This window comes from Mesorhizobium sp. M0960, from assembly GCF_040319055.1.
GTDB lineage: Bacteria > Pseudomonadota > Alphaproteobacteria > Rhizobiales > Rhizobiaceae > Mesorhizobium.
Genome location: NZ_JAMYNN010000008.1, coordinates 99367 through 119230, shown reverse-complemented (window position 1 = coordinate 119230; position 19864 = coordinate 99367). Strand labels below are relative to the sequence as shown.

General features: G+C 64.4%; 26 protein-coding genes and 1 tRNA gene. 10 read left to right on the top strand and 17 right to left on the bottom strand.

The window, feature by feature from the left end:
• Positions 1 to 22 precede the first annotated feature (22 nt).
• Positions 23 to 982 carry a sugar-binding transcriptional regulator gene (locus tag NKH63_RS16930; RefSeq protein WP_023722533.1) on the bottom strand — a complete coding sequence of 320 codons (960 nt, stop codon included), beginning with the start codon at positions 980 to 982 and terminating at the stop codon, positions 23 to 25.
• Positions 983 to 1342: 360 nt separating this feature from the next.
• Here NKH63_RS16930 and NKH63_RS16925 point away from each other — a divergent pair, with 360 nt between their 5' ends.
• Positions 1343 to 1975 (top strand): HAD family hydrolase, encoded by a 633-nt coding sequence (locus NKH63_RS16925; protein WP_352481508.1) that lies wholly within the window; start codon positions 1343 to 1345, stop codon positions 1973 to 1975.
• Positions 1976 to 2257: 282 nt separating this feature from the next.
• Here the strand turns inward: NKH63_RS16925 and NKH63_RS16920 are convergent, their stop codons facing one another.
• The 7 genes from NKH63_RS16920 to ureC all read right to left on the bottom strand — a co-directional run bounded on the left by NKH63_RS16920 (position 2258) and on the right by ureC (position 7843).
• The gene (locus tag NKH63_RS16920; RefSeq protein ID WP_352918186.1) at positions 2258 to 3025 is read right to left on the bottom strand and encodes a class II aldolase and adducin N-terminal domain-containing protein; all 768 of its coding nucleotides are present in this window, start codon (positions 3023 to 3025) and stop codon (positions 2258 to 2260) included.
• Positions 3026 to 3109: 84 nt separating this feature from the next.
• Positions 3110 to 3751 (bottom strand): urease accessory protein UreG, encoded by a 642-nt coding sequence (ureG, locus tag NKH63_RS16915; protein ID WP_352481506.1) that lies wholly within the window; start codon positions 3749 to 3751, stop codon positions 3110 to 3112.
• On the bottom strand, positions 3748 to 4188 hold the full coding sequence (locus tag NKH63_RS16910; RefSeq protein WP_352481505.1) for a DUF3995 domain-containing protein: 441 nt from the start codon (positions 4186 to 4188) through the stop codon (positions 3748 to 3750). The genes ureG and NKH63_RS16910 overlap by 4 nt, the downstream gene beginning before the upstream one ends.
• The gene (locus NKH63_RS16905) at positions 4185 to 4856 is read right to left on the bottom strand and encodes an urease accessory protein UreF (protein WP_352481504.1); all 672 of its coding nucleotides are present in this window, start codon (positions 4854 to 4856) and stop codon (positions 4185 to 4187) included. Before NKH63_RS16905 ends, NKH63_RS16910 begins: the two co-directional genes overlap by 4 nt.
• Complete coding sequence (gene ureE / locus NKH63_RS16900; RefSeq protein WP_352481503.1) at positions 4849 to 5433, bottom strand: urease accessory protein UreE; 585 nt, start codon at positions 5431 to 5433, stop codon at positions 4849 to 4851. The genes NKH63_RS16905 and ureE overlap by 8 nt, the downstream gene beginning before the upstream one ends.
• Positions 5434 to 5489: 56 nt before the next feature.
• A complete protein-coding gene (locus NKH63_RS16895; protein ID WP_352918184.1) occupies positions 5490 to 6083 on the bottom strand; it encodes a hypothetical protein in 594 nt (197 codons plus the stop codon).
• A gap of 47 nt (positions 6084 to 6130) precedes the next feature.
• On the bottom strand, positions 6131 to 7843 hold the full coding sequence (ureC, locus tag NKH63_RS16890; protein ID WP_502896339.1) for an urease subunit alpha: 1713 nt from the start codon (positions 7841 to 7843) through the stop codon (positions 6131 to 6133).
• Between the two features lie 179 nt (positions 7844 to 8022).
• Between ureC and NKH63_RS16885 the strand changes: the two genes are divergently transcribed.
• On the top strand, positions 8023 to 8406 hold the full coding sequence (locus tag NKH63_RS16885) for a hypothetical protein (RefSeq protein ID WP_023722543.1): 384 nt from the start codon (positions 8023 to 8025) through the stop codon (positions 8404 to 8406).
• A gap of 126 nt (positions 8407 to 8532) precedes the next feature.
• Positions 8533 to 9027, top strand: coding sequence for a hypothetical protein (locus NKH63_RS16880; RefSeq protein WP_023722544.1), 495 nt, complete (start codon positions 8533 to 8535; stop codon positions 9025 to 9027).
• 26 nt (positions 9028 to 9053) lie between these two features.
• Here NKH63_RS16880 and NKH63_RS16875 read toward each other — a convergent pair whose 3' ends face one another.
• The 5 genes from NKH63_RS16875 to NKH63_RS16855 are packed head-to-tail and all read right to left on the bottom strand — an operon-like array spanning position 9054 to position 11451.
• The gene (locus NKH63_RS16875; RefSeq protein ID WP_023722545.1) at positions 9054 to 9359 is read right to left on the bottom strand and encodes an urease subunit beta; all 306 of its coding nucleotides are present in this window, start codon (positions 9357 to 9359) and stop codon (positions 9054 to 9056) included.
• 8 nt (positions 9360 to 9367) lie between these two features.
• On the bottom strand, positions 9368 to 9961 hold the full coding sequence (locus tag NKH63_RS16870) for a HupE/UreJ family protein (protein WP_352918240.1): 594 nt from the start codon (positions 9959 to 9961) through the stop codon (positions 9368 to 9370).
• Positions 9962 to 9996: 35 nt separating this feature from the next.
• Complete coding sequence (locus NKH63_RS16865) at positions 9997 to 10254, bottom strand: DUF1272 domain-containing protein (protein ID WP_352918182.1); 258 nt, start codon at positions 10252 to 10254, stop codon at positions 9997 to 9999.
• A gap of 23 nt (positions 10255 to 10277) precedes the next feature.
• On the bottom strand, positions 10278 to 10580 hold the full coding sequence (locus tag NKH63_RS16860; protein ID WP_023677011.1) for an urease subunit gamma: 303 nt from the start codon (positions 10578 to 10580) through the stop codon (positions 10278 to 10280).
• Between the two features lie 28 nt (positions 10581 to 10608).
• Complete coding sequence (locus NKH63_RS16855) at positions 10609 to 11451, bottom strand: urease accessory protein UreD (RefSeq protein WP_502896338.1); 843 nt, start codon at positions 11449 to 11451, stop codon at positions 10609 to 10611.
• 202 nt (positions 11452 to 11653) lie between these two features.
• On the opposite strand from NKH63_RS16855, the gene NKH63_RS16850 reads away from it, so the two are divergent.
• The 3 genes from NKH63_RS16850 (at position 11654) to NKH63_RS16840 (ending at position 13962) form a co-directional block, all read left to right on the top strand.
• Complete coding sequence (locus NKH63_RS16850; RefSeq protein ID WP_023677013.1) at positions 11654 to 11908, top strand: acyl carrier protein; 255 nt, start codon at positions 11654 to 11656, stop codon at positions 11906 to 11908.
• 4 nt (positions 11909 to 11912) lie between these two features.
• Positions 11913 to 13121 (top strand): beta-ketoacyl-[acyl-carrier-protein] synthase family protein, encoded by a 1209-nt coding sequence (locus NKH63_RS16845; protein WP_352495057.1) that lies wholly within the window; start codon positions 11913 to 11915, stop codon positions 13119 to 13121.
• A gap of 136 nt (positions 13122 to 13257) precedes the next feature.
• Complete coding sequence (locus tag NKH63_RS16840) at positions 13258 to 13962, top strand: glutathione S-transferase family protein (protein WP_352548054.1); 705 nt, start codon at positions 13258 to 13260, stop codon at positions 13960 to 13962.
• A gap of 21 nt (positions 13963 to 13983) precedes the next feature.
• Here the strand turns inward: NKH63_RS16840 and NKH63_RS16835 are convergent, their stop codons facing one another.
• Entirely contained in the window at positions 13984 to 14109 is a 126-nt protein-coding gene (locus tag NKH63_RS16835; RefSeq protein ID WP_352481498.1) for a hypothetical protein, read from the bottom strand.
• Between NKH63_RS16835 and NKH63_RS16830 the strand changes: the two genes are divergently transcribed.
• A complete protein-coding gene (locus NKH63_RS16830) occupies positions 14102 to 14383 on the top strand; it encodes a hypothetical protein (RefSeq protein WP_352481497.1) in 282 nt (93 codons plus the stop codon). The two genes, NKH63_RS16835 and NKH63_RS16830, sit on opposite strands and share 8 nt — an antisense overlap.
• Positions 14384 to 14426: 43 nt before the next feature.
• Here NKH63_RS16830 and NKH63_RS16825 read toward each other — a convergent pair whose 3' ends face one another.
• Both NKH63_RS16825 and NKH63_RS16820 read right to left on the bottom strand, forming a co-directional pair.
• On the bottom strand, positions 14427 to 15047 hold the full coding sequence (locus tag NKH63_RS16825) for a nucleoside triphosphate hydrolase (RefSeq protein WP_352495059.1): 621 nt from the start codon (positions 15045 to 15047) through the stop codon (positions 14427 to 14429).
• Positions 15048 to 15404: 357 nt separating this feature from the next.
• Entirely contained in the window at positions 15405 to 16499 is a 1095-nt protein-coding gene (locus NKH63_RS16820) for a hypothetical protein (protein ID WP_352918181.1), read from the bottom strand.
• Positions 16500 to 16748: 249 nt separating this feature from the next.
• Between NKH63_RS16820 and NKH63_RS16815 the strand changes: the two genes are divergently transcribed.
• Entirely contained in the window at positions 16749 to 17639 is an 891-nt protein-coding gene (locus NKH63_RS16815) for a D-alanyl-D-alanine carboxypeptidase family protein (RefSeq protein ID WP_502896337.1), read from the top strand.
• Between the two features lie 37 nt (positions 17640 to 17676).
• On the opposite strand, the gene NKH63_RS16810 is transcribed toward NKH63_RS16815, so the two are convergent.
• The gene (locus NKH63_RS16810; RefSeq protein WP_352918179.1) at positions 17677 to 18486 is read right to left on the bottom strand and encodes an AraC family transcriptional regulator; all 810 of its coding nucleotides are present in this window, start codon (positions 18484 to 18486) and stop codon (positions 17677 to 17679) included.
• Between the two features lie 208 nt (positions 18487 to 18694).
• Between NKH63_RS16810 and NKH63_RS16805 the strand changes: the two genes are divergently transcribed.
• Together NKH63_RS16805 and NKH63_RS16800 are read left to right on the top strand one after the other, a co-directional pair.
• The gene (locus NKH63_RS16805; RefSeq protein ID WP_352918177.1) at positions 18695 to 19615 is read left to right on the top strand and encodes a zinc-binding dehydrogenase; all 921 of its coding nucleotides are present in this window, start codon (positions 18695 to 18697) and stop codon (positions 19613 to 19615) included.
• A gap of 162 nt (positions 19616 to 19777) precedes the next feature.
• Positions 19778 to 19854: transfer RNA gene (locus NKH63_RS16800), tRNA-Arg, on the top strand.
• Positions 19855 to 19864: the final 10 nt, after the last annotated feature.

Below are 19864 nucleotides of genomic sequence, written 5' to 3'. Positions count from 1 at the left end.
CCGACCGCCAGCGGCTCTGAGATCATGCGCCGGCCAGCAAGGCGGCGGCGGTCCGCTCATCGGTGATGAGGCCGTTGACCAGCCGCCGGTTGACGGCGGCGAAGATGCCCGGCAGCTTGCGGTCGCCCATGGCAAGCGCGATCACCAGCGACTTTTCGCGCGACGGCAGCGGTGCCGACGAGACCCGGTCGTTGGTGATGCCCTCGATCATGCGGCCGTCACGATCGAATACCCAGCCGACGATCTCGGCGACGCCGCCGGCCTTCTGCAGCGCCTTCAATTCACCCTCCGAAATGAAGCCGTCCTCGTAAAGCGGCGCCTTCGGGCCAAGATCGCCGATGCCGACAAAGGTGACGTCGGCCTCGGCCGCAAGCGCCAGCGTCGGCTGGATCATCGGCTGGCTGAGCAGCATCTCGCGCTCTTCGGGCGAGGAAGCGATGACCGGCAAAGGCATCGGAAACGAGCGCGCCTTGACCCTGTCGGCCATGGTGAAGATGACGTTGTAGAAGGCCGCCGAACCGTCTGGCGAGATATTGCCGGTCAGCGACACCACCTTGTGCTGCGGGCATTCCATCGGCGGCAGCTGCTCGATCGCGGCCTTCAGCGTGCGGCCGGTGCCGATCGCCATGACGATCGGTGTGGGCGACCGCAGCCGCCGTTCGATCTCCGCCGCCGCCGCCTCCGCGACCCCGATGACGGTGGAGGACGAAGAAGGGTCGCTCGGCACCACCTCGACCAGATCAAGCGCAAAGCGCGATTTCAGCCGTGCCGCAAGGTCGAGGCAATTGGCGATCGGATGGTCGACGCGCACCTTGATCAACCCTTCGGAGACTGCAAGCGACACCAGCCGCTGCGCCGTCTGCCGGGAGATGCCAAGCGTGGCGGCGATCTGGTCCTGGGTGTTGCCGGCAACGTAATAGAGCCAGCCGGCGCGCGCCGCGTCGTCCAGCCTGTTGCCGCCGCTATCCTGCCGCGAATTCAAGGTCCTGCCTCCCAGCCCGCCGAGCATAAGAGGCGGAGCACCATAGTTTCGCAGGGAATGAGGTCGTGCGCAATTGCCTATTGTACGAGCAATTGCTTAAGGTCCGGACTTGGTGGCTCGAACGAAGTGACGGGGTCGACCTAGTCTCGTCGCAACAGCAAGGCTGTCGAGGTCGCACCAATCTCGGTTCCAAAGCGCGACGTGTTCGATCGGCCTCATGCGACGCGCTTTAGATTCTTTTTTATGCATGTCGTTATCACAAAACCGCTGCACACTTTTGCGCGACATGCATTAGCGGGGACGCGGCGGTTTATCTCCCGAGCTAAACGCTTTAAGGGATTCTGGAGAATGGAGCCTCGCATGACGCCGAAAGCGGTTTTCTGGGATATGGACGGCACGCTGGTCGACAGCGAGCCGCTGCACGAGGCGGCGCTGGTTGCGGCGCTGCACAGCGTTGGCATCGCCCCGCCAACCGACCTGCATGAGCGCGTGCTCGGCATCGCCGCATGGCCGGTCTACGAGATGCTGCGCGACGAGTTCGGCCTCGACCTGCCTTTCGACGACTGGATCGTACGCAAATACGATCACTATCTGCCGATGGCGCAAACGCTGACGCCACGCAGCGGCGCGATCGAGATTTTCAACGAGCTGCGCGCGCTTGGCGTGGAGCAGGCGGTGGTGTCCAATTCCGACCGGCTGATCGTCGACGCCAATCTGCGCGCGGTCGGCCTTTTCTACCCCGGAATGAAGACCATCAGCCGCAACGACGTGCGCGAAGGCAAGCCGCATCCCGAGCCATTCCTGCGCGCCGCCTGGCTGGCCGGCGTCGATCCCGCCGAGGCCGTAGCGGTCGACGACAGCATGACCGGCGCCACGGCGGGGCTGGCGGCGGGAATGAAGACGGTCTTCTGGCCGGAGGCGCCGATGGAAGGGCCGCCGGGCGCGATTGTCATCAACAGCGCCGACGAATTGCGAGCCCATCTGGGACTTTAAGCTTGGCTGAAAAGGCCGCCTCAAGCTAGACTTCCTGCAACGCCGATGATTGGCGAAACCAGCGATGACAGCGTCCTTCTCCCCGTCATTGTACGGGGAGAAGTGCCCGGCAGGGCGATGAGGGGCGGCGCCGAGCTTGACAATTAACGCCCCTTTCCGGGCGCATTGAGATCACTGGCAGGCCGAGTTTTGAGTTCGTCGCAGGCTTTCGGGCGCTTGCGCTGCCCCTCATCCGCCTGCCGGCACCTTCTCCCCGTATAGCGACGGGGAGAAGGGCGCAGCTCAGTACCGGTAGACAGGCTCCTGCTCGTCGAGGATCGCCTTCAGTTCGGAGAGGTGGCGTTCGGCCTGGCCCGGATAATCTTCCTGTTCCCTTGCCGCTTTCTCGGCGATCTCGTCCGACAATACCCGCAGCGGCCGGCCGGTCCACAGCGCCTTGATGTAGGTTTCGGCGGCGCGCTCGAAATAGAACATGCGGTTGAAGGTGTCGGCAACGCTGTCGCCGATGACCAGCACGCCATGGTTGCCCATCACCATGACCTTGACCTTCGGGTCGACAAGAAGCTGCGAGCAGCGCTCGCCTTCTTCCTCGAAGGCCAGCCCGCCGTAATGCCCGTCGACGACATGGCGGTTGAAGAAGATCGCTGAGTTCTGGTCGACCGGCGGCAACGTCGAGTCGGCGAGCGAGGCAAGCACCGTGGCGTGGATCGAGTGGACATGCATGACGCAGCGTGCATGACGCACATTGCGATGGATGGCGCCATGCAGGCCCCAGGCCGTCGGGTCAGGTGCATTCGGGCCGGAGAGCGTGTCGGGATCGTTGGCGTCGATCAGCAGCAGGTCGCTCGCTTTGATGCGCGAGAAATGCACCTGATTGGGATTCATCAGGAATTGCGAGCCATCGTCGTTGACCGCCAGCGAGAAATGATTGGCCACCGCCTCGTGCATGTTGAGCCGCGCCGTCCAGCGGAAGGCGCAAGCGAGATCGACACGTTCTTCATAGAACGGCAGGTTGGTCAGCACTTCCTTCTGCAGGCGCGTGATGCTCATCGTAGACCTCCGTGAAAGAGGCGAGGATGCCGCGCGGCGGGAAGACGCGCAACCGGTTTCGTTTGGTGCAGGCGAACGCGATTGCTATGCTGCCGTACTGGCGGCGGCGCCGACCCTTAGGCCGCCATGCTCGACGATAAAATCGATGACCTCCTGCAGCCCCTTGCCGCGCGACAGGTCGGTGAAGCCGAACGGCCGTTTGCCGCGCATGCGGGCAGCGTCGCGTTCCATGACATCGAGATTGACGTTCACATAGGGCGCAAGGTCGCTCTTGTTGATGACCAGGAAATCGGACCGGGTGATCGCCGGTCCGCCCTTGCGCGGAATCTCCTCGCCCTGGCAAACCGAGATGACATAGAGCGTCAGGTCGGCAAGGTCCGGCGAGAAGGTGGCGGCGAGGTTGTCGCCGCCCGATTCGATGAAGATGATGTCGAGATCCGGGAATTTTTTGGTCATTTCGGCAATCGCCTGCAGATTGATCGAGGCGTCCTCGCGGATGGCGGTGTGCGGGCAGCCGCCGGTCTCGACGCCGATGATGCGATCTTCGGGCAGCGCCTGGAGGCGCGCCAGCATCATGGCGTCCTCCTTGGTGTAGATGTCGTTGGTGACGACGGCGATCGAGAACTCGTCGCGCAGCGCCTTGCAGAGCTTTTCGGTGAGCGTCGTCTTGCCGGAGCCGACCGGACCGCCGATGCCGATGCGAAGAGGGCCGTTCGGGGATATCATGCGGGGAACTCCGTGAAGGCAAGGATGGCGAAGCCGAGGCCGATCAGCAGGCACAGCGGCGAATAATAACGCAGATCGAGCCGCGCGAAAGGTTGCTCGGGCGTCAGCCGGCGCCACCACGGCGTGAAGCCGGCAATGCCGCGCGCCAGGAAAACCAGCGCGATGAGCAGCGACGTGGCGGCAAGCCCGGCCTTGGGAAAGGGCGTGGCAAAGATGCCCTCGAGCGCCATCGGCCACAGTGTCGCCAGGCCGAGGCAGGCGGCAACGGCGAAGCTGGCGAAGGGTGCCGGCATTTCATCGACGCCATGAAAGCCGATGACGGCGCGGGCGCAGGAGGCAGCATCCATGCCCGGCCAGATGCCGCCAATAGCCCAATAGACATGCAGCGCGGTGATCAGCAGCAGGACCAGCGAGAGGGCGAAAGCGAGGACGATCATGAGCGGAACAGCCGCGAATACTGGGTCTCGTGCTTCATCGCCGTGATGTCTGAGATAAAAGCGCAGCCGCCGAGATCGTCGAGGGTCGAGTCGGCAGCGCGGGCTGCAGTCGCCAAGGCCAGCGGCTCGAAGCCGGCGAGCAGCGCGGTCGCTCCGGTCTGGCCAACGACACCAAGCCGGATCGCGGCCTGGACGAGGTTGGAAAAGAAGGCCTGCAGGAAGCCGGCCAGCGCATCCCGCAGCATAAATCCGTGGCCGCCGGCGACGGCACCGACGGCGACGCAATAGGCACATTCGGCCGGCAGGCGGTCCAGCACCTGGCACGGCCAGGCCGAGGCCGCCTTCAGGAAGGCGGCGCCCTGCAGCATGGTTTCGGCATGACGCTCGCGCGAGCCGGCTAGGGCCTCGGCGAGCGCAGCGACCTCGACCAGATCGCCGGCTTCGCGCGCCCGGCGCCAGCTTTCGGCAAACAGCACCGCATCGTTCCAGCCGGAACCCATCTCGACCAGCGTTTCCAGCCACGCTGCAAGGTCTTTGCTGTCGGCAACCAGCCCGGCATGCACGGCTTGTTCCAAGCCATGGCTGTAGGAAAAGCCGCCGACCGGGAAGGAAGGCGACAGCCACGCCATCAGCCGCAACAATGCAATGTTGGAAGGCTGGTCAGTCATGGTCATGGTCGTGCGAATGGCTGTGGGAATGCGATTCGCTATGGCTATGAGAATGCGCTTCGGCGTGGCTGTGCGTATGCGCCTCGGCATGAGCATGGCCGTGCCCGCCATGGCCGGAATAAGCGCCGCGCACCGGCTTGAACGGCTCGGAGACGTCGCTCACAATGGCGCCCAATCCCTCCAGCATCGCCTTGATGACATGGTCGCGCAGGATGAGGATGCGCCCAGCTTCGATTGCGGCGGCGAGATGGCGGTTGCCGATGTGCCAGGCAAGCTCGGCCAGATGGACAGGATCGCTGGCCCTGATGTCGTAGAGCGGCTCCGCGGCCGCGATGATCTCGATTTGGCGGCCATCCTCCAGCACCAGCCGGTCACCATGGTTCAACGTCACCGGTTCGGGCAGGTCGACCAGCACCTTGTCGCTACGGGCCGTTTCGATGGCGCGACGGCGCAGATGCCGCTCGTCATGAGCAAGCACTGCGCTGTCATATGGCGTAGTGGTTCCGGCTTCGCCTGCGGCCAGGACGGAGACGGCGCGCGGGAATTTGGTGAAGTCGGTGCGAATATCGAGCTTCATGTAAGACTGCCTTTCGCAAAAAGCCTAGACTATCCGGTCCGCCGCCCCAATGGGGCTCAGACGATCGTGTCGAAGAGCCGCAGGATGAACGATATCTGATAGACGAGCGCGCCGGCGACAAAGGCGATGTGAAAGCGGCGGTCGCGCAGCAGGATCGCAATGACGCAAAGCGCGACGAAAACCGGCGTGCGGATCAGATATTCGATGCCGAAATGGGCGAAATGCTCCGGCCCTTTCAGCAGCGTGTCGATCACGTCGAGCAGATAGGTCGCCGCCAGCAGGCCGAAGAACCAGGCCCGGCGCGAATAAAAGAAATCCTCATAGCTGGTGTAGTCCAGCATCGAATCCGGGAACAGCAGCGCGCAGAGCAGGAACAGCGTGACGGCGTAGAAGATGATGAACAGGTATTTGCCGAAGGTCCAATTCTCGATCTGGAACAGGCCGAACTCCCACCACCAGAAATGCACCAGCATCAGAAGCACCGACGCAACCCAGGCGAGGTGCACGGGATAGAGCCGGTACTGGCCGGGATGCTGGACGATGCGGGCGAGCCCCGACAGCAGCCGTGTGACGCCAAGGCCGATCACCATGCCCAGGACAATGCGGATATGCGGGAAAATGTCGTGGGCGTAAGGGAATTGCTGGTCCATAGGCCTGGCGCGGCATGTTCTACATCGGTCGTTCTAACGCCTATGGTTCAGAACAGGAAGTAGCGTTGCGCCATCGGCAGCACGGTGGCAGGCTCGCAGGTGAGCAACTCGCCGTCGGCGCGGACCTCGTAGGTTTCGGGGTCGACCTCGACATGCGGCGTGGCGTCGTTGAGCACCATCGAATGCTTGCCGATGCCGCCGCGGGTATTCTCGACCGCCACCATCTGCTTGTCGACGCCGAGCCTGCCGCGCAGGCCGGCGTCGAGCGCGGCTTTCGAAACGAATGTCACCGACGAATTGGTCATCGCCTTGCCATAGGCGCCGAACATCGGCCGATAGTGCATCGGCTGCGGCGTCGGGATCGAGGCGTTGGGATCGCCCATCGGGGCGGCGGCGATCATGCCGCCGATCAGCACCATGTCCGGCTTGACGCCGAAGAACGCCGGATTCCACAGCACGAGATCGGCGCGTTTTCCCACCGCCACCGAGCCAATGTCCTTCGACAGGCCATGCGCGATGGCCGGATTGATGGTGTATTTGGCGATGTAGCGGCGGACGCGGAAATTGTCGTTGTCGCCGGTCTCCTGCGGCAGCGAACCGCGCTGGCGCTTCATCTTGTCGGCGGTCTGCCAGGTGCGGATCGCGACTTCGCCGACGCGGCCCATGGCCTGGCTGTCCGACGAGATGATCGAGAAGGCGCCGATGTCGTGCAGAATGTCTTCGGCGGCGATGGTTTCCTTGCGGATGCGGCTTTCGGCAAAGGCGATATCTTCGGGGATCGACGGCGACAGATGGTGACAGACCATCAGCATGTCGAGGTGTTCGGCCAGCGTGTTGACCGTGTAGGGGCGGGTCGGATTGGTCGAGGACGGAATGACGTTGGGCAGGCCGCAGACCTTGATGATATCAGGTGCGTGGCCGCCGCCGGCGCCTTCGGTGTGGAAGGCATGGATGGTGCGGCCCTTGATCGCCGCCACCGTGTTTTCGACGAAGCCGGACTCGTTCAGCGTGTCGGTGTGGATCATGACCTGCACGTCGTAATCGTCGGCGACCGACAGGCAGCAGTCGATTGCAGCCGGTGTCGTGCCCCAGTCCTCATGCAGCTTCAGCGAGCAGGCGCCGGCGAGCACCATCTCTTCGAGCGCGGCAGGCAGCGACGCGTTGCCCTTGCCCGACAGGCCGATATTCATCGGGAAGGCATCGAAAGACTGGATCATGTGTGCCAGATGCCACGGGCCAGGCGTGCAGGTGGTGGCCAGCGTACCGTGCGCCGGGCCGGTGCCGCCGCCGAGCATGGTGGTGATGCCCGACATCAGCGCTTCCTCGATCTGCTGCGGGCAGATGAAGTGGATATGCGCGTCGAAGCCGCCGGCGGTCAGGATCTTGCCCTCGCCGGCGATGATCTCGGTGCCGGGGCCGATGATGATGGTGACGCCGCCTTGAGTATCCGGATTGCCGGCCTTGCCGATCGCGGCGATACGGCCGTCCCTGAGGCCGATATCTGCCTTGACGATACCGGCGGTGGCATCGACGACCAGCGCATTGGTGATGACGGTGTCGACCGCGCCTTGCGCGCGCGAAACCTGGCTCTGGCCCATGCCATCGCGGATGACCTTGCCGCCGCCGAATTTCACCTCCTCACCGTAAAGGGTGAGATCCTTTTCGACCTCGATGAACAGTTCGGTGTCGGCGAGCCGGACCTTGTCGCCAACTGTCGGGCCGTACATCTGCGCATAGGCGGCGCGGGTGATTTTAGCCATCAGCAATTGCTCCCGAAATACAGCCCGAAAATACCGCTTGTCGAAGCCGGGACCCACATTGCCGCCATCCTATGGTCACGCAATGACCCGCTGAGCGACACTTTCCGATCCCATTTGGCGGTTGAGGTGGGCGGGCCACCCCAAAACGACCATTTGCCAATCGATGGAAAGGAACATCCATGCGCAAAACGACCCTTCTGGCAGCCGCCGCCACGCTGGTGCTCGCAACCGCCGCCAGCGCCCAGCAACAGCCTGCGCAGCAGCCCAGTCCGGCGCCGGCCGCTCCTGCTCCTGCCGCGCCCGGGGCGCAGCCGCAGGCGCCCACCATTCAGGCGATCAATGTCGTCGATATCAAGGATCTGCCGGCGGATACTCAAGCCAAGGTCAACGAGGTGATCGCTAAGCGCAGCGATGCCGATTTGCAGAAGCTGCGCGGCTCGATCGACGCGACACCGGAGGTCAAGTCCGCGCTCGAAGCGAAAGGACTCACCTCGGCGCAGGTGATCGCCGCCAGCATGAGCACCAATGGCGCGCTGACGCTGATCACCAAGAAAGCCAGCTGACGAGGCGAGGCGGCGGGCCGGCGCCCGGTCAGCCCGCCGCATCGCAAAGGGAACCTTCACAGGGGAAGTTACGTTTCGGTCCTGTCGCCCTGACACAAGCCTCGAAAAGGAGCCTGAGAACGAGCGATGGCGATCACCACCTTCTCCGACACCAGATGGCTGCATGGGATTGCTGCGACCGCGTTTCTGGCAGCCAGCATTCCGCACGCCGCGCTGAACGCGCAGAGCCTCGATAGCGCCGAGACCGTCAACCGGATCGTCGGCTCGGAGGTCGGCCAGGAAGAGACCAAGACAAATGCGGAAGCCGGCAAGGTCAGCTCGGCGATCGACCGCACGCGTGAAAACATCGCTGTCGTGCGCAAGACGTCCAAGCTCGACAAGGTCGATATCGTGTTTCTTACCGACGCCGCGCGCACCGAAGGCGGCCCGCCGCCGGCGATCGAAAACAAGGTCAGGCAACATCGGGACGACATTGCCGAGCTGCGCAAGGAGATCGAGGCGAACGCATTGCTGTTCAACGCCATCGACTCGCGGAGAGTGCAAACCGAGGACGTTCTGGCGGTGGAATTCGACGATCCGGGAAAGGTCGTCATCTATGCGGCGGCCAAGCCGCCCGGCTGAGCCGAAACTGCTCGACGCCTTCGATCTCACAGCTTGCCCATGATCTTCTGCTGAAATCCGTAGACCTCGCGCTTGCCGCCGAACGGCACCAGGGTAACGTCACGCTCCTGCCCCGGCTCGAAGCGCATGGCGGTGCCGGCAGCGATGTCGAGGCGCATGCCGCGGGCCTGGTCGCGATCGAATCTCAGCCCTTCATTGGTCTCGAAGAAATGATAATGGCTGCCGACCTGGATCGGCCGATCGCCGCTGTTGGCTACCTTCAAGGTGACGGTCGCCAGACCCTTGTTCAGCTCTATCTCGCCGCTTGCCGTGATGATTTCACCTGGGATCATTGCGGCCCTCACAGGACGCCGAAAGCAAGGCCGGCGCCAATCGTGGCACAGGCGGCCCCGGCGACGCGGGCAAGTCCGCGGAAGCGCCAGCCGAGGTTGAAACCGGCAGTGATGCCGACGGCGTGGAGCAGCGCGGTGGCGGCGGCAAAGCCCGCCATGTAGCCGAGCCCACCCGCATTTTCGGGCACCTCGGTGCCGTGGGCATAGCCGTGGAACAACGCGAACAGGCCGATGACGGCGACGCCGGCCGAGACCGGAAGGTCGACGGCGAGCGCAACCAGCAGCCCGAGCACCACGACGGACGCCAATATGGCCGGCTCGACGAAAGCCATCGGCACATGCAGGATGCCGAGCGCGCCGCCGGCCAGCATGATGCCGACGAAAGCCAGCGGCCATGCCCAGATCGCTTTGTCGCCCTTGAGTGCTGCCCACAGGCCGACGGCAATCATCACCGGCATGTGATCGAGGCCGGAGAGCGGGTGGGTGAAGCCGGCGGTGAAGGACGAAACCGTGCCGTCGCCGACATGGGCATAGGCTGGCCCAGCTGCCGCCAGCAGCAGGACCGCCGACAGCGTTGTGCGTTTCATCGTAGCGGGGATCATCGGCGTACCTTCCATCTTCGAGATCATCATGCCTCTCACGCGGCCTTGCGGGCCGGGCCGCAGCCCTCTGCATTGAGAATGCGCTGGGTCGAGGCCGGATATTTCTTCAGCATCGCTGCCGGACGGATCGGGCGGGCCGAGAAGTTGCCGCCACAATTCGGACAGGCGCCGCCGAGCACGTTTTGGGCGCAGTCCGCGCAGAAGGTGCATTCGAAGGTGCAGATCACCGCATCTGTCGCATCGGGCGGCAGATCCTTGTCGCAGCATTCGCAGTTGGGACGCAGCTCAAGCATTTTCCTCTCCTCGCCTTTGGTGATTATCTGATCGGTTCGTGCACGGTCACCAGCTTGGTGCCGTCGGGAAACGTCGCCTCGACCTGCACATCGTGGATCATTTCGGCAATGCCTTCCATCACCTGCGCCCGGGTCACGACATGGGCGCCGGCCTCCATCAGCTCGGCGACCGCGCGCCCGTCGCGGGCACCCTCGACGACGAAATCGGTGATCAGCGCGATCGCTTCCGGGTGGTTGAGCTTGACGCCGCGTTCGAGCCGCTTGCGGGCCACGATCGCCGCCATGGCGATCAGCAGCTTGTCTTTCTCCCTCGGCGTCAGATTCATGCTTTTTCCTGCAGTGGCATAATCGAAATCAGAGTGACCATAATTTGGGCAGGCCCGCCCGCCCGTTGAGCAATTCGACAAGCGGCACCAGCCGCTTGCGGAGCTGGTAGCCGTCCTCGGCGAACAGCCTCGCAAGAAGCTTGCCAGATTTCCGCACACTCCAGAAACTGACGCCGGCCTGGCCGCCGACCATGCCCCGGGCCGGCTCGAGCAAAGCCTCTGCCCGCGGCGACACCATCAGCAGCGTCGCCACGGCGATGCCGCCACCGGCCACAGCCGTACGGTTCAAGGTGGCCGCAATGTCGGGCCCGATGCGGAACTCCTCGGCATGGACCAGCGCTCCGTCCTGGCGAACGCGCCAGCGGTCGTGGAAATAGCCTTGCGCTGCCCGTTCGCCCATGGCCAGGCGGCCGAAGACAGTAGCCTCCAGGATCAGCGCCTCGGCTCCGGCGGCAAGCTCCACGTCAAGCGTGCGGGCAAAGACCGAGCGGTCGAAGACGATGGTTTCCTGCGGCAGCCAGGCAATGTGGCCGCCTTCGCCGACGGTCAGTTGCACCCGCACTTCGGCGCGATCGGATGCGGCGCGGTAGATTTTCTCGCAGGCCTGCGTTGTTATGGTTGCTGAGGCGCCGGCACCGACATCGACCTGCCAGGCGAGACGGTCGCCACCGGTCAGCCCACCGGCAGTGTTGATCAGGACAGCTTCGAGCGGATCGGCCGAGACTGCCGGCATGCGGATCTTGGCCGAGCCGTCCTGGTACAGGCGCCGAAGACGCGTGCGGCCTCCGTTCCAGTCGCAGCCAAGCCGCGCGACGCCGGCAACGCGCTGGGCCGGCGGCACCGAGCTCAAGCTATATGCGATCGTATCCACGACACCAACGTTAAGCACTGCGGCGGCTTTGTCGATATATAGCTTGTTGCTTGACAGCGTTTCGGTTTCTATAGAGGGAGCCACCTTGGTACGGTCATCGGCGCCTGGCGGGGGTAAAAGGCGACGATGACGACGTAATCGAGGACAAAAGGGGCGCTGATCAGTTGGCGTCGGGAAACGACAGAGTTGGGGAAGAAACCGAATGGCTGACCAGCTGGCAAACGATATCATCGCCAAGATCAAGGCTCATGCCGAGCCGGGCGGCGAGGAAATCACCACCAGTACCGAACTGACCGCCCTTGGCATCCATTCGCTGGAACTGACGGAAATCATCTTCGATCTCGAGGAAGAGTATGGCATCGAAATCGAGATGAACACGGTCGATGCCTGGAGCAATCTGAAGAATGTCGGCGACATGGTCGAGGCGGTTCGCGCGCTGATCGCGAAAAAAGCCTGACTGAATGCACAAGCGCATCGTCATCACGGGCATCGGCGGATTATGCGGCCTCGGCACCAACGCACCAGCAATCTGGAACGAGATGCGCACCGGCCGTTCGGCAATCGGTGCGATCGTCAATTCCGAGCTGTATGACCTCAAGGTCAGGGTCGGCTGCGAAATCAAAACGCTTCCCGATCACGGCATCGACCGCAAGCAGGTCGTGTCGATGGACCGCTTCAGCCTTCTGGCGACGATCGCCGCGCGGGAGGCGGCACAGCAGGCGGGATTGAACCTGCACGCGGCCAACACCTATCGGATGGGCACCATCGTCGGCGTCGGCGTCTGCGGCTGGGAGGCAATCGAAGAGAGCTATCGCGCCATCCTGCTCGAAGGCAAGAACCGCGCCGGCATCTTCACCGTGCCGAAAGTAATGCCGGGCGCGGCCGCCGGCCACGTCAGCATGAATCTTGGTCTGCGCGGGCCGGTATTCGGCATCACCTCTGCCTGTTCGTCATCCAACCACGCCATTGCCTCGGCGGTCGACCAGATCAGGCTCGGCCGTGCCGACGTCATGGTCGCCGGCGGCACCGATGCGCCGCTGGTCTGGGGCATCCTCAAGGGCTGGGAGGCCCTGCGGGTATTGTCGCCGGACACCTGCCGGCCGTTTTCGGCCGATCGCCAAGGCCTTGTGCTCGGCGAGGGTGCGGGCATGGTGGTGCTGGAAACCTATGAGCATGCCATGGCGCGCGGCGCCGCCATCCTTGCCGAAATCGCCGGCGTCGGCCTTTCCGCCGACGCCTCCGACATCGTTGCGCCGACCATCGAAGGGCCGGAGGCGGCGATGCGCTTCTGCCTCGTCGATGCCGGGCTCAATCCGGAAGACGTCGACTATCTCAACGCGCATGGCACCGGCACCAAGGCCAACGACCAGATCGAGACGGCGGCGATCAAGCGTGTCTTCGGCGGCCATGCCTACAAGCTTTCTATCTCCTCGACCAAATCGATGCACGCCCACTGTCTCGGCGCGTCCGGCGCGCTGGAAATGATCGCCTGCGTGATGGCGATCCGCGACGGCATCGTGCCGCCGACCGCCAACTATCGGGAAGCCGACGCCGACTGCGATCTCGACATCACGCCGAACGTGGCGCGCGAGCGCGCGGTGCGCACCGCGATCAGCAACAGCTTCGCCTTCGGCGGCACCAATGCGGTGCTGGCGGTCAAAGCCGCCTGAACCGCACCCCTTGCCGGGTTTCGTCGGGGCCGGTGAAACTTTCCATGCGCATATTGATCGCGCCAGGCGTCGCGCCTAACTCTCTGCGACCCGCCGTGACCGCGCCGTTCGGGGCGCCCCCCGACCAGGAGTTTCGATGACCGATCTGTCCGCGTTTCCGATTGCCACGCGCTGGCCGGCAAACCATCCCGACCGCATCCAGCTTTATTCGTTTCCGACGCCGAACGGGGTGAAGATATCGATCGCGCTGGAGGAACTTGGCCTGCAGTACGAGCCGCATGCTGTCGACATCGGCAAGAACGAAAGTTGGACACCGGAATTCCTGTCTTTGAACCCGAACGGCAAGATACCGGCGATGATCGATCCGGACGGCCCGGGCGGCAAACCGATCGGCCTGTTCGAATCCGGCGCCATCCTGCTCTACCTCAGCGACAAGACCGGCAAGCTGGTCCCGGCAGACGCAACGCTGCGTTACGAGACGATCCAGTGGGTGTTCTTCCAGATGGCTTCGATCGGGCCGATGTTCGGCCAAGTCGGTTTCTTTCATAAATTCGCCGGGCGCGAAATCGCCGACAAGCGCCCCCTGGAACGTTATCGCGACGAGTCGCGACGGCTGATCGGCGTCCTCGAAACGAGGCTCAAGGGTCGCAGCTGGATCATGGGCGACGATTACACCATCGCCGACATTTCGATGCTTGGATGGGTGCGCAATCTGATCGGCTTTTATGAGGCACGGGAACTCGTCGGTTTCGACGATTTCCCCAGCGTCGGCGCATGGCTGGAGCGCGGCCTTGCCCGGCCGGCGGTGCAGAGGGGCCTCACCATTCCGGCCAGAGCCTGATCGAAAGCCAGACTGGCCCGGCTATTTTGCCTTGGTCCGGGGTTTCGAGCCCTTGCCGACTACGGAAGCGGCAAGCGAGGCCGCACCTTTGGCGGTCGCAAGCACGGCACCGGCGGCGACGTTGGCCGTCGTTTTGACGGTGCGCATTGCGCTGCCTGCGATCGATCCTCTGCTGCTTGCCGGCTTTTTGGGCTTGGGTGCAGCGGCTTTGGCCGCGGCAGGCACCACCTTCTTCGGCGCCGCCTTACCAAAGCTGGGCTTTGCCGCGTCCTTGGAGCGGGCCGCCACTGCCGGGCCGGCGCTGGTTTTCGCTCGCGTTGCTTTTGATCGTGTTGCCCTGCCCTTGGCGGGCGCAGGCTTTCTTGCCATGGTTTCCATCGAACTGTTCCCTCATGCGGCACGATTGCCGTGTCCGGGATAACGGCCTGAAAGTGTTAAGGTTCCGGCCGAACAGTCCTTACAGATCAGGCCTGTTCACCAACCACCAGGTCGGCGGGCCGCCGACGGGCAAGCACGCGATCGATGTTCGGCATGTCGTTGGAAGCAATCCAGGCGCGCGCGTCCTCGTCGGACCGGCCGTGCTCGTGCCATCGCTCCAGCAGTCGGCGCTCGAGGTCGGCGCGCGGCACATCGACAAAGATCGAGAAGTCGAACAGCGGCGCCAGCCGCGTCCATGGCTCTTCGTCGAGCAGCAGATAATTGCCTTCGACCAGGATGAATTTGGTGTCGGCGGCGATGATCGCAGCGGCGGCGCGCGACAGCTCCATGCTGCGGTCGAAGACCGGGATCGCGATATCCGGCTCGCCGGCGCGGATGCGCTTGAGCAGCGTTTCGAAGCCGGCAAAATCAAAGGTTTCCGGGGCACCTTTTCGTTGGCGAAGGCCGCGTCGCTCGAGCACGACATCATCGTAATGGAAGCCATCCATCGGCACGACTTCCGCCGTGCCTTCCGGCAGCAGGTCGTGCAAGCCTGCCGACAATGTCGATTTGCCGGCGCCGGGCGGACCGGCAATGGCAACGATGAAGCGCGGCGCCTTGCCGGCGCGCTTGAAGATGGCAGCAGCAATATGGGCTATCTCTGACATTGGAGCCTTTCTGGCTGAGTGTTTTCGATCTTGGCGACAATTCGCGGGAATTTCAAACCCGAGATTAGTTTCCTCGCTCAGGGATTTTGACCGTCCGTCGGCAAATCGCAAAGCTTTGAGATTGCCCGAAACGATCGTCCCTTTCGTCATCCTGGGGCGGAGCAAGGAGCGAAGCGACGCAGCGCAGACCCCGGGATCGATGCCGTGACATCAGGGCGCCTCAGCGGCGCAGAATTCTGTTCCGCCGCATTCCTCGACGACGGTCGCGGCATGGATCCCAGGGTCTCCGCGACGTCGCTTCGCTCCTGCTCCGCCCTGGGATGACGAAGGTGGGGAGGCGAGCTCTCAAGCTGGGGCCTACCTGCCGATCCGCAGGAAATCGCTGTCGAAGCCAATGTCGCGCACGGCGCCGTCGGCGGCCAGGATGCGCATGCGGCCCGGTAAGCTCGTGACGTCGCGCGGCGGCTCGCCGGACGGCCACGGCAGTGCGCCGATGACATGGCGGAACGAAAAGCTGCGCCCTTCAGAAAGCGCAAAGGCGGTCGCCACGCCTTCGCGCTTCAGCCAGTTGTCGCCGAGCGATGCGGCGTGGCCGACAGCGGTGCGGCCATCCTCGATGCCGAGCACGCCGCGATGGCGGCCGCTCCATGGCGCATAATCGCGCCCGCCATTGCTGACCCACAGCATGGTGACCGGCAGTTCGGCCGGGTTCTTCAGCACCAGCACGAGATCGGCTTCCGCCTGGCGCGCCAGCGCGGTCCAGCCCGGCCCGCCATGATCGGCCTCGACCAGCGTGACAAAGTCCTCACGCTGCTGGTCCATGCGATAGGCGGTCAGGTCGATCATGCCGCCGTCGGCGGCGGGAAAGCGCGTCAGGTCGGCGCTCCGTGCCGGGTAGGCGAGCAAAGAGCGGCCGCGGGCCGGATCGGGCTCCGGCGCCTCGCTCGGCGTCGCGGCAAGGCGCTTCGGCGAGAAGGCCAGCCTGCCGCCGGCCTTCATCCCCGTCATTGGGTGATGGGCGACGGGAATGGCGCCGGCGCCGCCGGAAAAGACGTGCTCCTGATAGAGAAACGGATGATCGTCGCGCAAGGTCAGGATCTTGTCGACGGTCGCGCCCATGACCGGACGCTGCAGACGGAAGACGGCGCGCCAGCCATCGGCCGTTGCTGCGCTGTCGACGACGTCCCAGCGACTATTGGCCGGCCAGCCATGCAAAGGTGCCGCTTCGACGTCGCTGGTCGAGAACGGCGCGCAGAGGAAATCGCCGGACAGGTGGACCGTCCCTTCAGGCAGATCTTTCGGCAGCGTCTCGCGCGGCTCTTCGACCCAGGGTGCGCGATGCAGCGGCTTCAGCCGACGGCCGTCGATCTCGATCGCCATGTCGGCGAGATGGCCGACGGCAAGATCAACCGATACCGAAATCCCCTTTGCCGTAATCGTGACCGTATCCATGTGCGCACCTACCGATTCTGCCAGCCCGATTCTGGCGGCCCGATTCTGCCGGCGCCAGCAAAGCCCACTCGCCGCCCCTTGCGCAAGCGCGGCGGCCGGCAATTCGCATCGGACGGCTTGGCACAGCCGCCACGTCTGCCTGTGGACAGGGCACCATTGCAGGGCGCGACGATATTAACCAAATGGACTGTGCCTTTGCGTTAAGATAGCTTCGCCTCGTCTCAGAAACAGCCTGCCTTCGGAACTGACTTGTCCGCCTTCCGGTTCTTTTCGCTCATCCACAACTACGTCGCCATGCTGGCGCTGCTGCTGCTTGCTGCCGGCTGTACGACGGTGACGCCGCCCGACAGCGTGCTGGCGGTGCCGGCGCCGCCGCAGAAATATGCCGCGATGGTCATCGATGCCGGCACCGGCAAGACGCTGTTCGAGGTCAATTCGACGGCGCCGCGTTATCCGGCGTCGCTGACCAAGATGATGACGCTGTACCTTCTGTTCGAGGCGCTGGACCAGGGCCGTATCAGCAAGGAGACGCAAATTCCGGTGTCGGACAACGCCGCCCGGCAGCCGCCGACCAAGCTGCGGTTCAGGCGCGGCGAGACCATCGACGTCGATTCGGCGATCCGCGCCATCGTCGTCAAATCGGCCAATGACGTGGCGGTCGCCGTTGCCGAATATCTCGGCGGCAGCGAAGAGGCGTTCGCCGGCATGATGACCGCCAAGGCGCGCCAGATCGGCATGAGCAGCACGGTATTCCGCAACGCCTCGGGCCTGCCGGACGGCGACCAGCACACGAGCGCGCGCGACATGGCGGTGCTCGGCATGGCGCTGCACGCCCGCTTCCCGCAGCATTTCCACTATTTCTCCGAAAGCGACTTCATGTTTCGCGGCAGGCTGGTGCGCGGCCACAACGACATGCTCGGCCGGGTGCGCGGCGTCGACGGCATCAAGACCGGCTACATCCGGGCTTCCGGCTTCAACATCGTTACCTCCTATGATGCGGACGGGCGCAGGCTGATCATCGTGGTGATGGGCGCCGACAGCGCGCGCCAGCGCAACGACCACGTCGAAGCGCTGATCCAGCGCAGCCTGTCGACGGCATCGGCGGCAAAGACGCGGCTGCTGTACGCCGAGGAGCAGTGACGGCTGACGTCCGGCGGGCGGCGGATCAGGGCGCTCATCAAGCGACAAACGCAGAGCCGCCGTTTTGCGCGACACTGCTGAGATACTTTGCTGGCGGCTTGCCAAGCGCTTTCTTGAACATGGTGATGAAGGCGGTGACCGATTCATAGCCGAGATCGGCCGAAACCTGCTGCACGCTGGCGCCGGAGGCCAGCTCCCGCATTGCGACGATCAGGTGCAATTGCTGGCGCCAACGCCCGAAGGTCAGCCCTGTTTCCATGACCACGAGACGTGCGAGACTGCTCTCGCTGAGCGCGACGCGATTGGCCCATTCCGCCAGGGTGCTGCGATCGGCAGGATCGTCCGCCAGCGCCGCGGCAATGCGCCTCAAGCGCGGCTCGGACGAGATCGGCAAATGCAGCTGCTGGACAGGCATGCGCGGCAGTTCGGCGAGCAGTACCCTGGTCAAGAGTTCGCTCCTGGCGTCACCATCCTCACCGCGATCCGCCAGCTCGATGATCAGCTCGCGCAGCAACGGCGAGATCGACAGCGTGCAGCACCGGGCCGGCAGTTCGGCAGCTCCCGGCTCGATATAGACGAAAAAAATCCGGGCATTGGCGGTCGCGACATTGCTGTGCTCCATGCCACCCGGAATCCACACCCCGCAATGAGGCGGCACCATCCACAGGCCGCTGGGGACGCGACATGTGACGCCACCTCCCAGCGCGAAGACAAGTTGCCCTTTGCGGTGACGATGGTCCGGTACCTCCGCCCTGGTTTCGGTAACGTCAACGCGCACGGCGATTGCCGGCGCAAGGACGTCATCCGGATCGAAATTCGGCCAGGGGTAGCGGAGAGGCTGTCTCATATTGACTGATTTTAGCGATCAACTGCCACAATATCTAGATTACCCCAACAGGAAAGTCGATAGATTAGGCCGCCGGATGAGTAACCCAGGAGCCGGCAGGCGGCCTTCAGGTGGTCAGTGCCCTGCCCGTTCTGAATGTCGAACCGGCAAGTCCGGCGCACAAAGCCGGCGGCCGTGCGTCCGCCACGCAGCAAGAAGGTACAATCCCATGCTCGCCCTAATCACCTCTCTCGACAGCGCCACCGGGTTGAGGCTCGCCGAGCTTGGCGAGCCCGAGCCCGCCCCAAACGAGGCGCTGGTCTCAGTCCGGGCAGTCTCGCTGAACCGCGGCGAACTGCGCCTGCTCAACATCCGCCCGAACGGCTGGGTGCCTGGCCAGGACGTCGCCGGGGTCGTCGAGCGTGCTGCGGCCGACGGCTCCGGGCCAGCCGTCGGCGCCCGGGTTGCGGCTTTGGTCGACGAGGCCGGGTTTGCCGAAAATGTCGCCGTTCCAACAGACCATCTCGCCGTCCTGCCGGACGATGTCAGCTTCGTCGCCGCCGCCACCGTTCCGGTCGCGGGCACGACCGCGCTGCGGACCCTGCGCCTCGGCGGAGACCTGGCCGGCCAGCGGGTCCTGATTACCGGCGCAAGCGGCGCGGTCGGCCGTTTCCAGGTCCAGATCGCCCGCCAGCAGGGCGCGTCGGTGGTGGCGGTCGCCGCTGAACGGCATGCCGACGATCTCCGCGGCCTCGGAGCCGAGCGGGTCGTCGAAACGATCGAGCTCGCCGAAGGGCTGTTCTCGCTGATTACCGAGTCGGTCGGCGGCGATAGCCTCGCCCACGCGATCGAACGGGTGGCGCCTGGCGGGACCGTCGTCATGTTCGGCTCGAGCAGCGGCGAACTCACGCCCATCGGCTTCCGCCAGTTCGTTCCGGGTCATGAAGGCGCGCGGCTGCAGACCTTCGCCTACTACGCTTCTGGTCCGGAGGTCGGCGCCGACATCGCCTCGCTGCTCGCGCTGATCGCAGCCGGCCGGCTCGAAACGCGCGTGGTCCTGACCGTGCCGTGGCGGGACGTCGGCCAGGCCCTCGACGCGCTGCGGCGGCGAAGCATCAGCGGCAAGGCGGTGCTTACCGTGACCGCATGAGCAGCCGCGGCCGCCGGACGGGACAGGTATCTATCCCAGGGGCCGCTACGGCAACGTGAGTCCGTCCGCGATTGCCCGTTGAAGCGCGGCCCGGCTTCCGCTAAGAAGCCGGGGCTGGCCGGTTTACCGGCTGGTTCGTTTTCCGGATCGCCGATCCTGAAAGCACCCGTAGCTCAGCTGGATAGAGCGCTGCCCTCCGAAGGCAGAGGTCACAGGTTCGAATCCTGTCGGGTGCGCCACTGCTCAAAA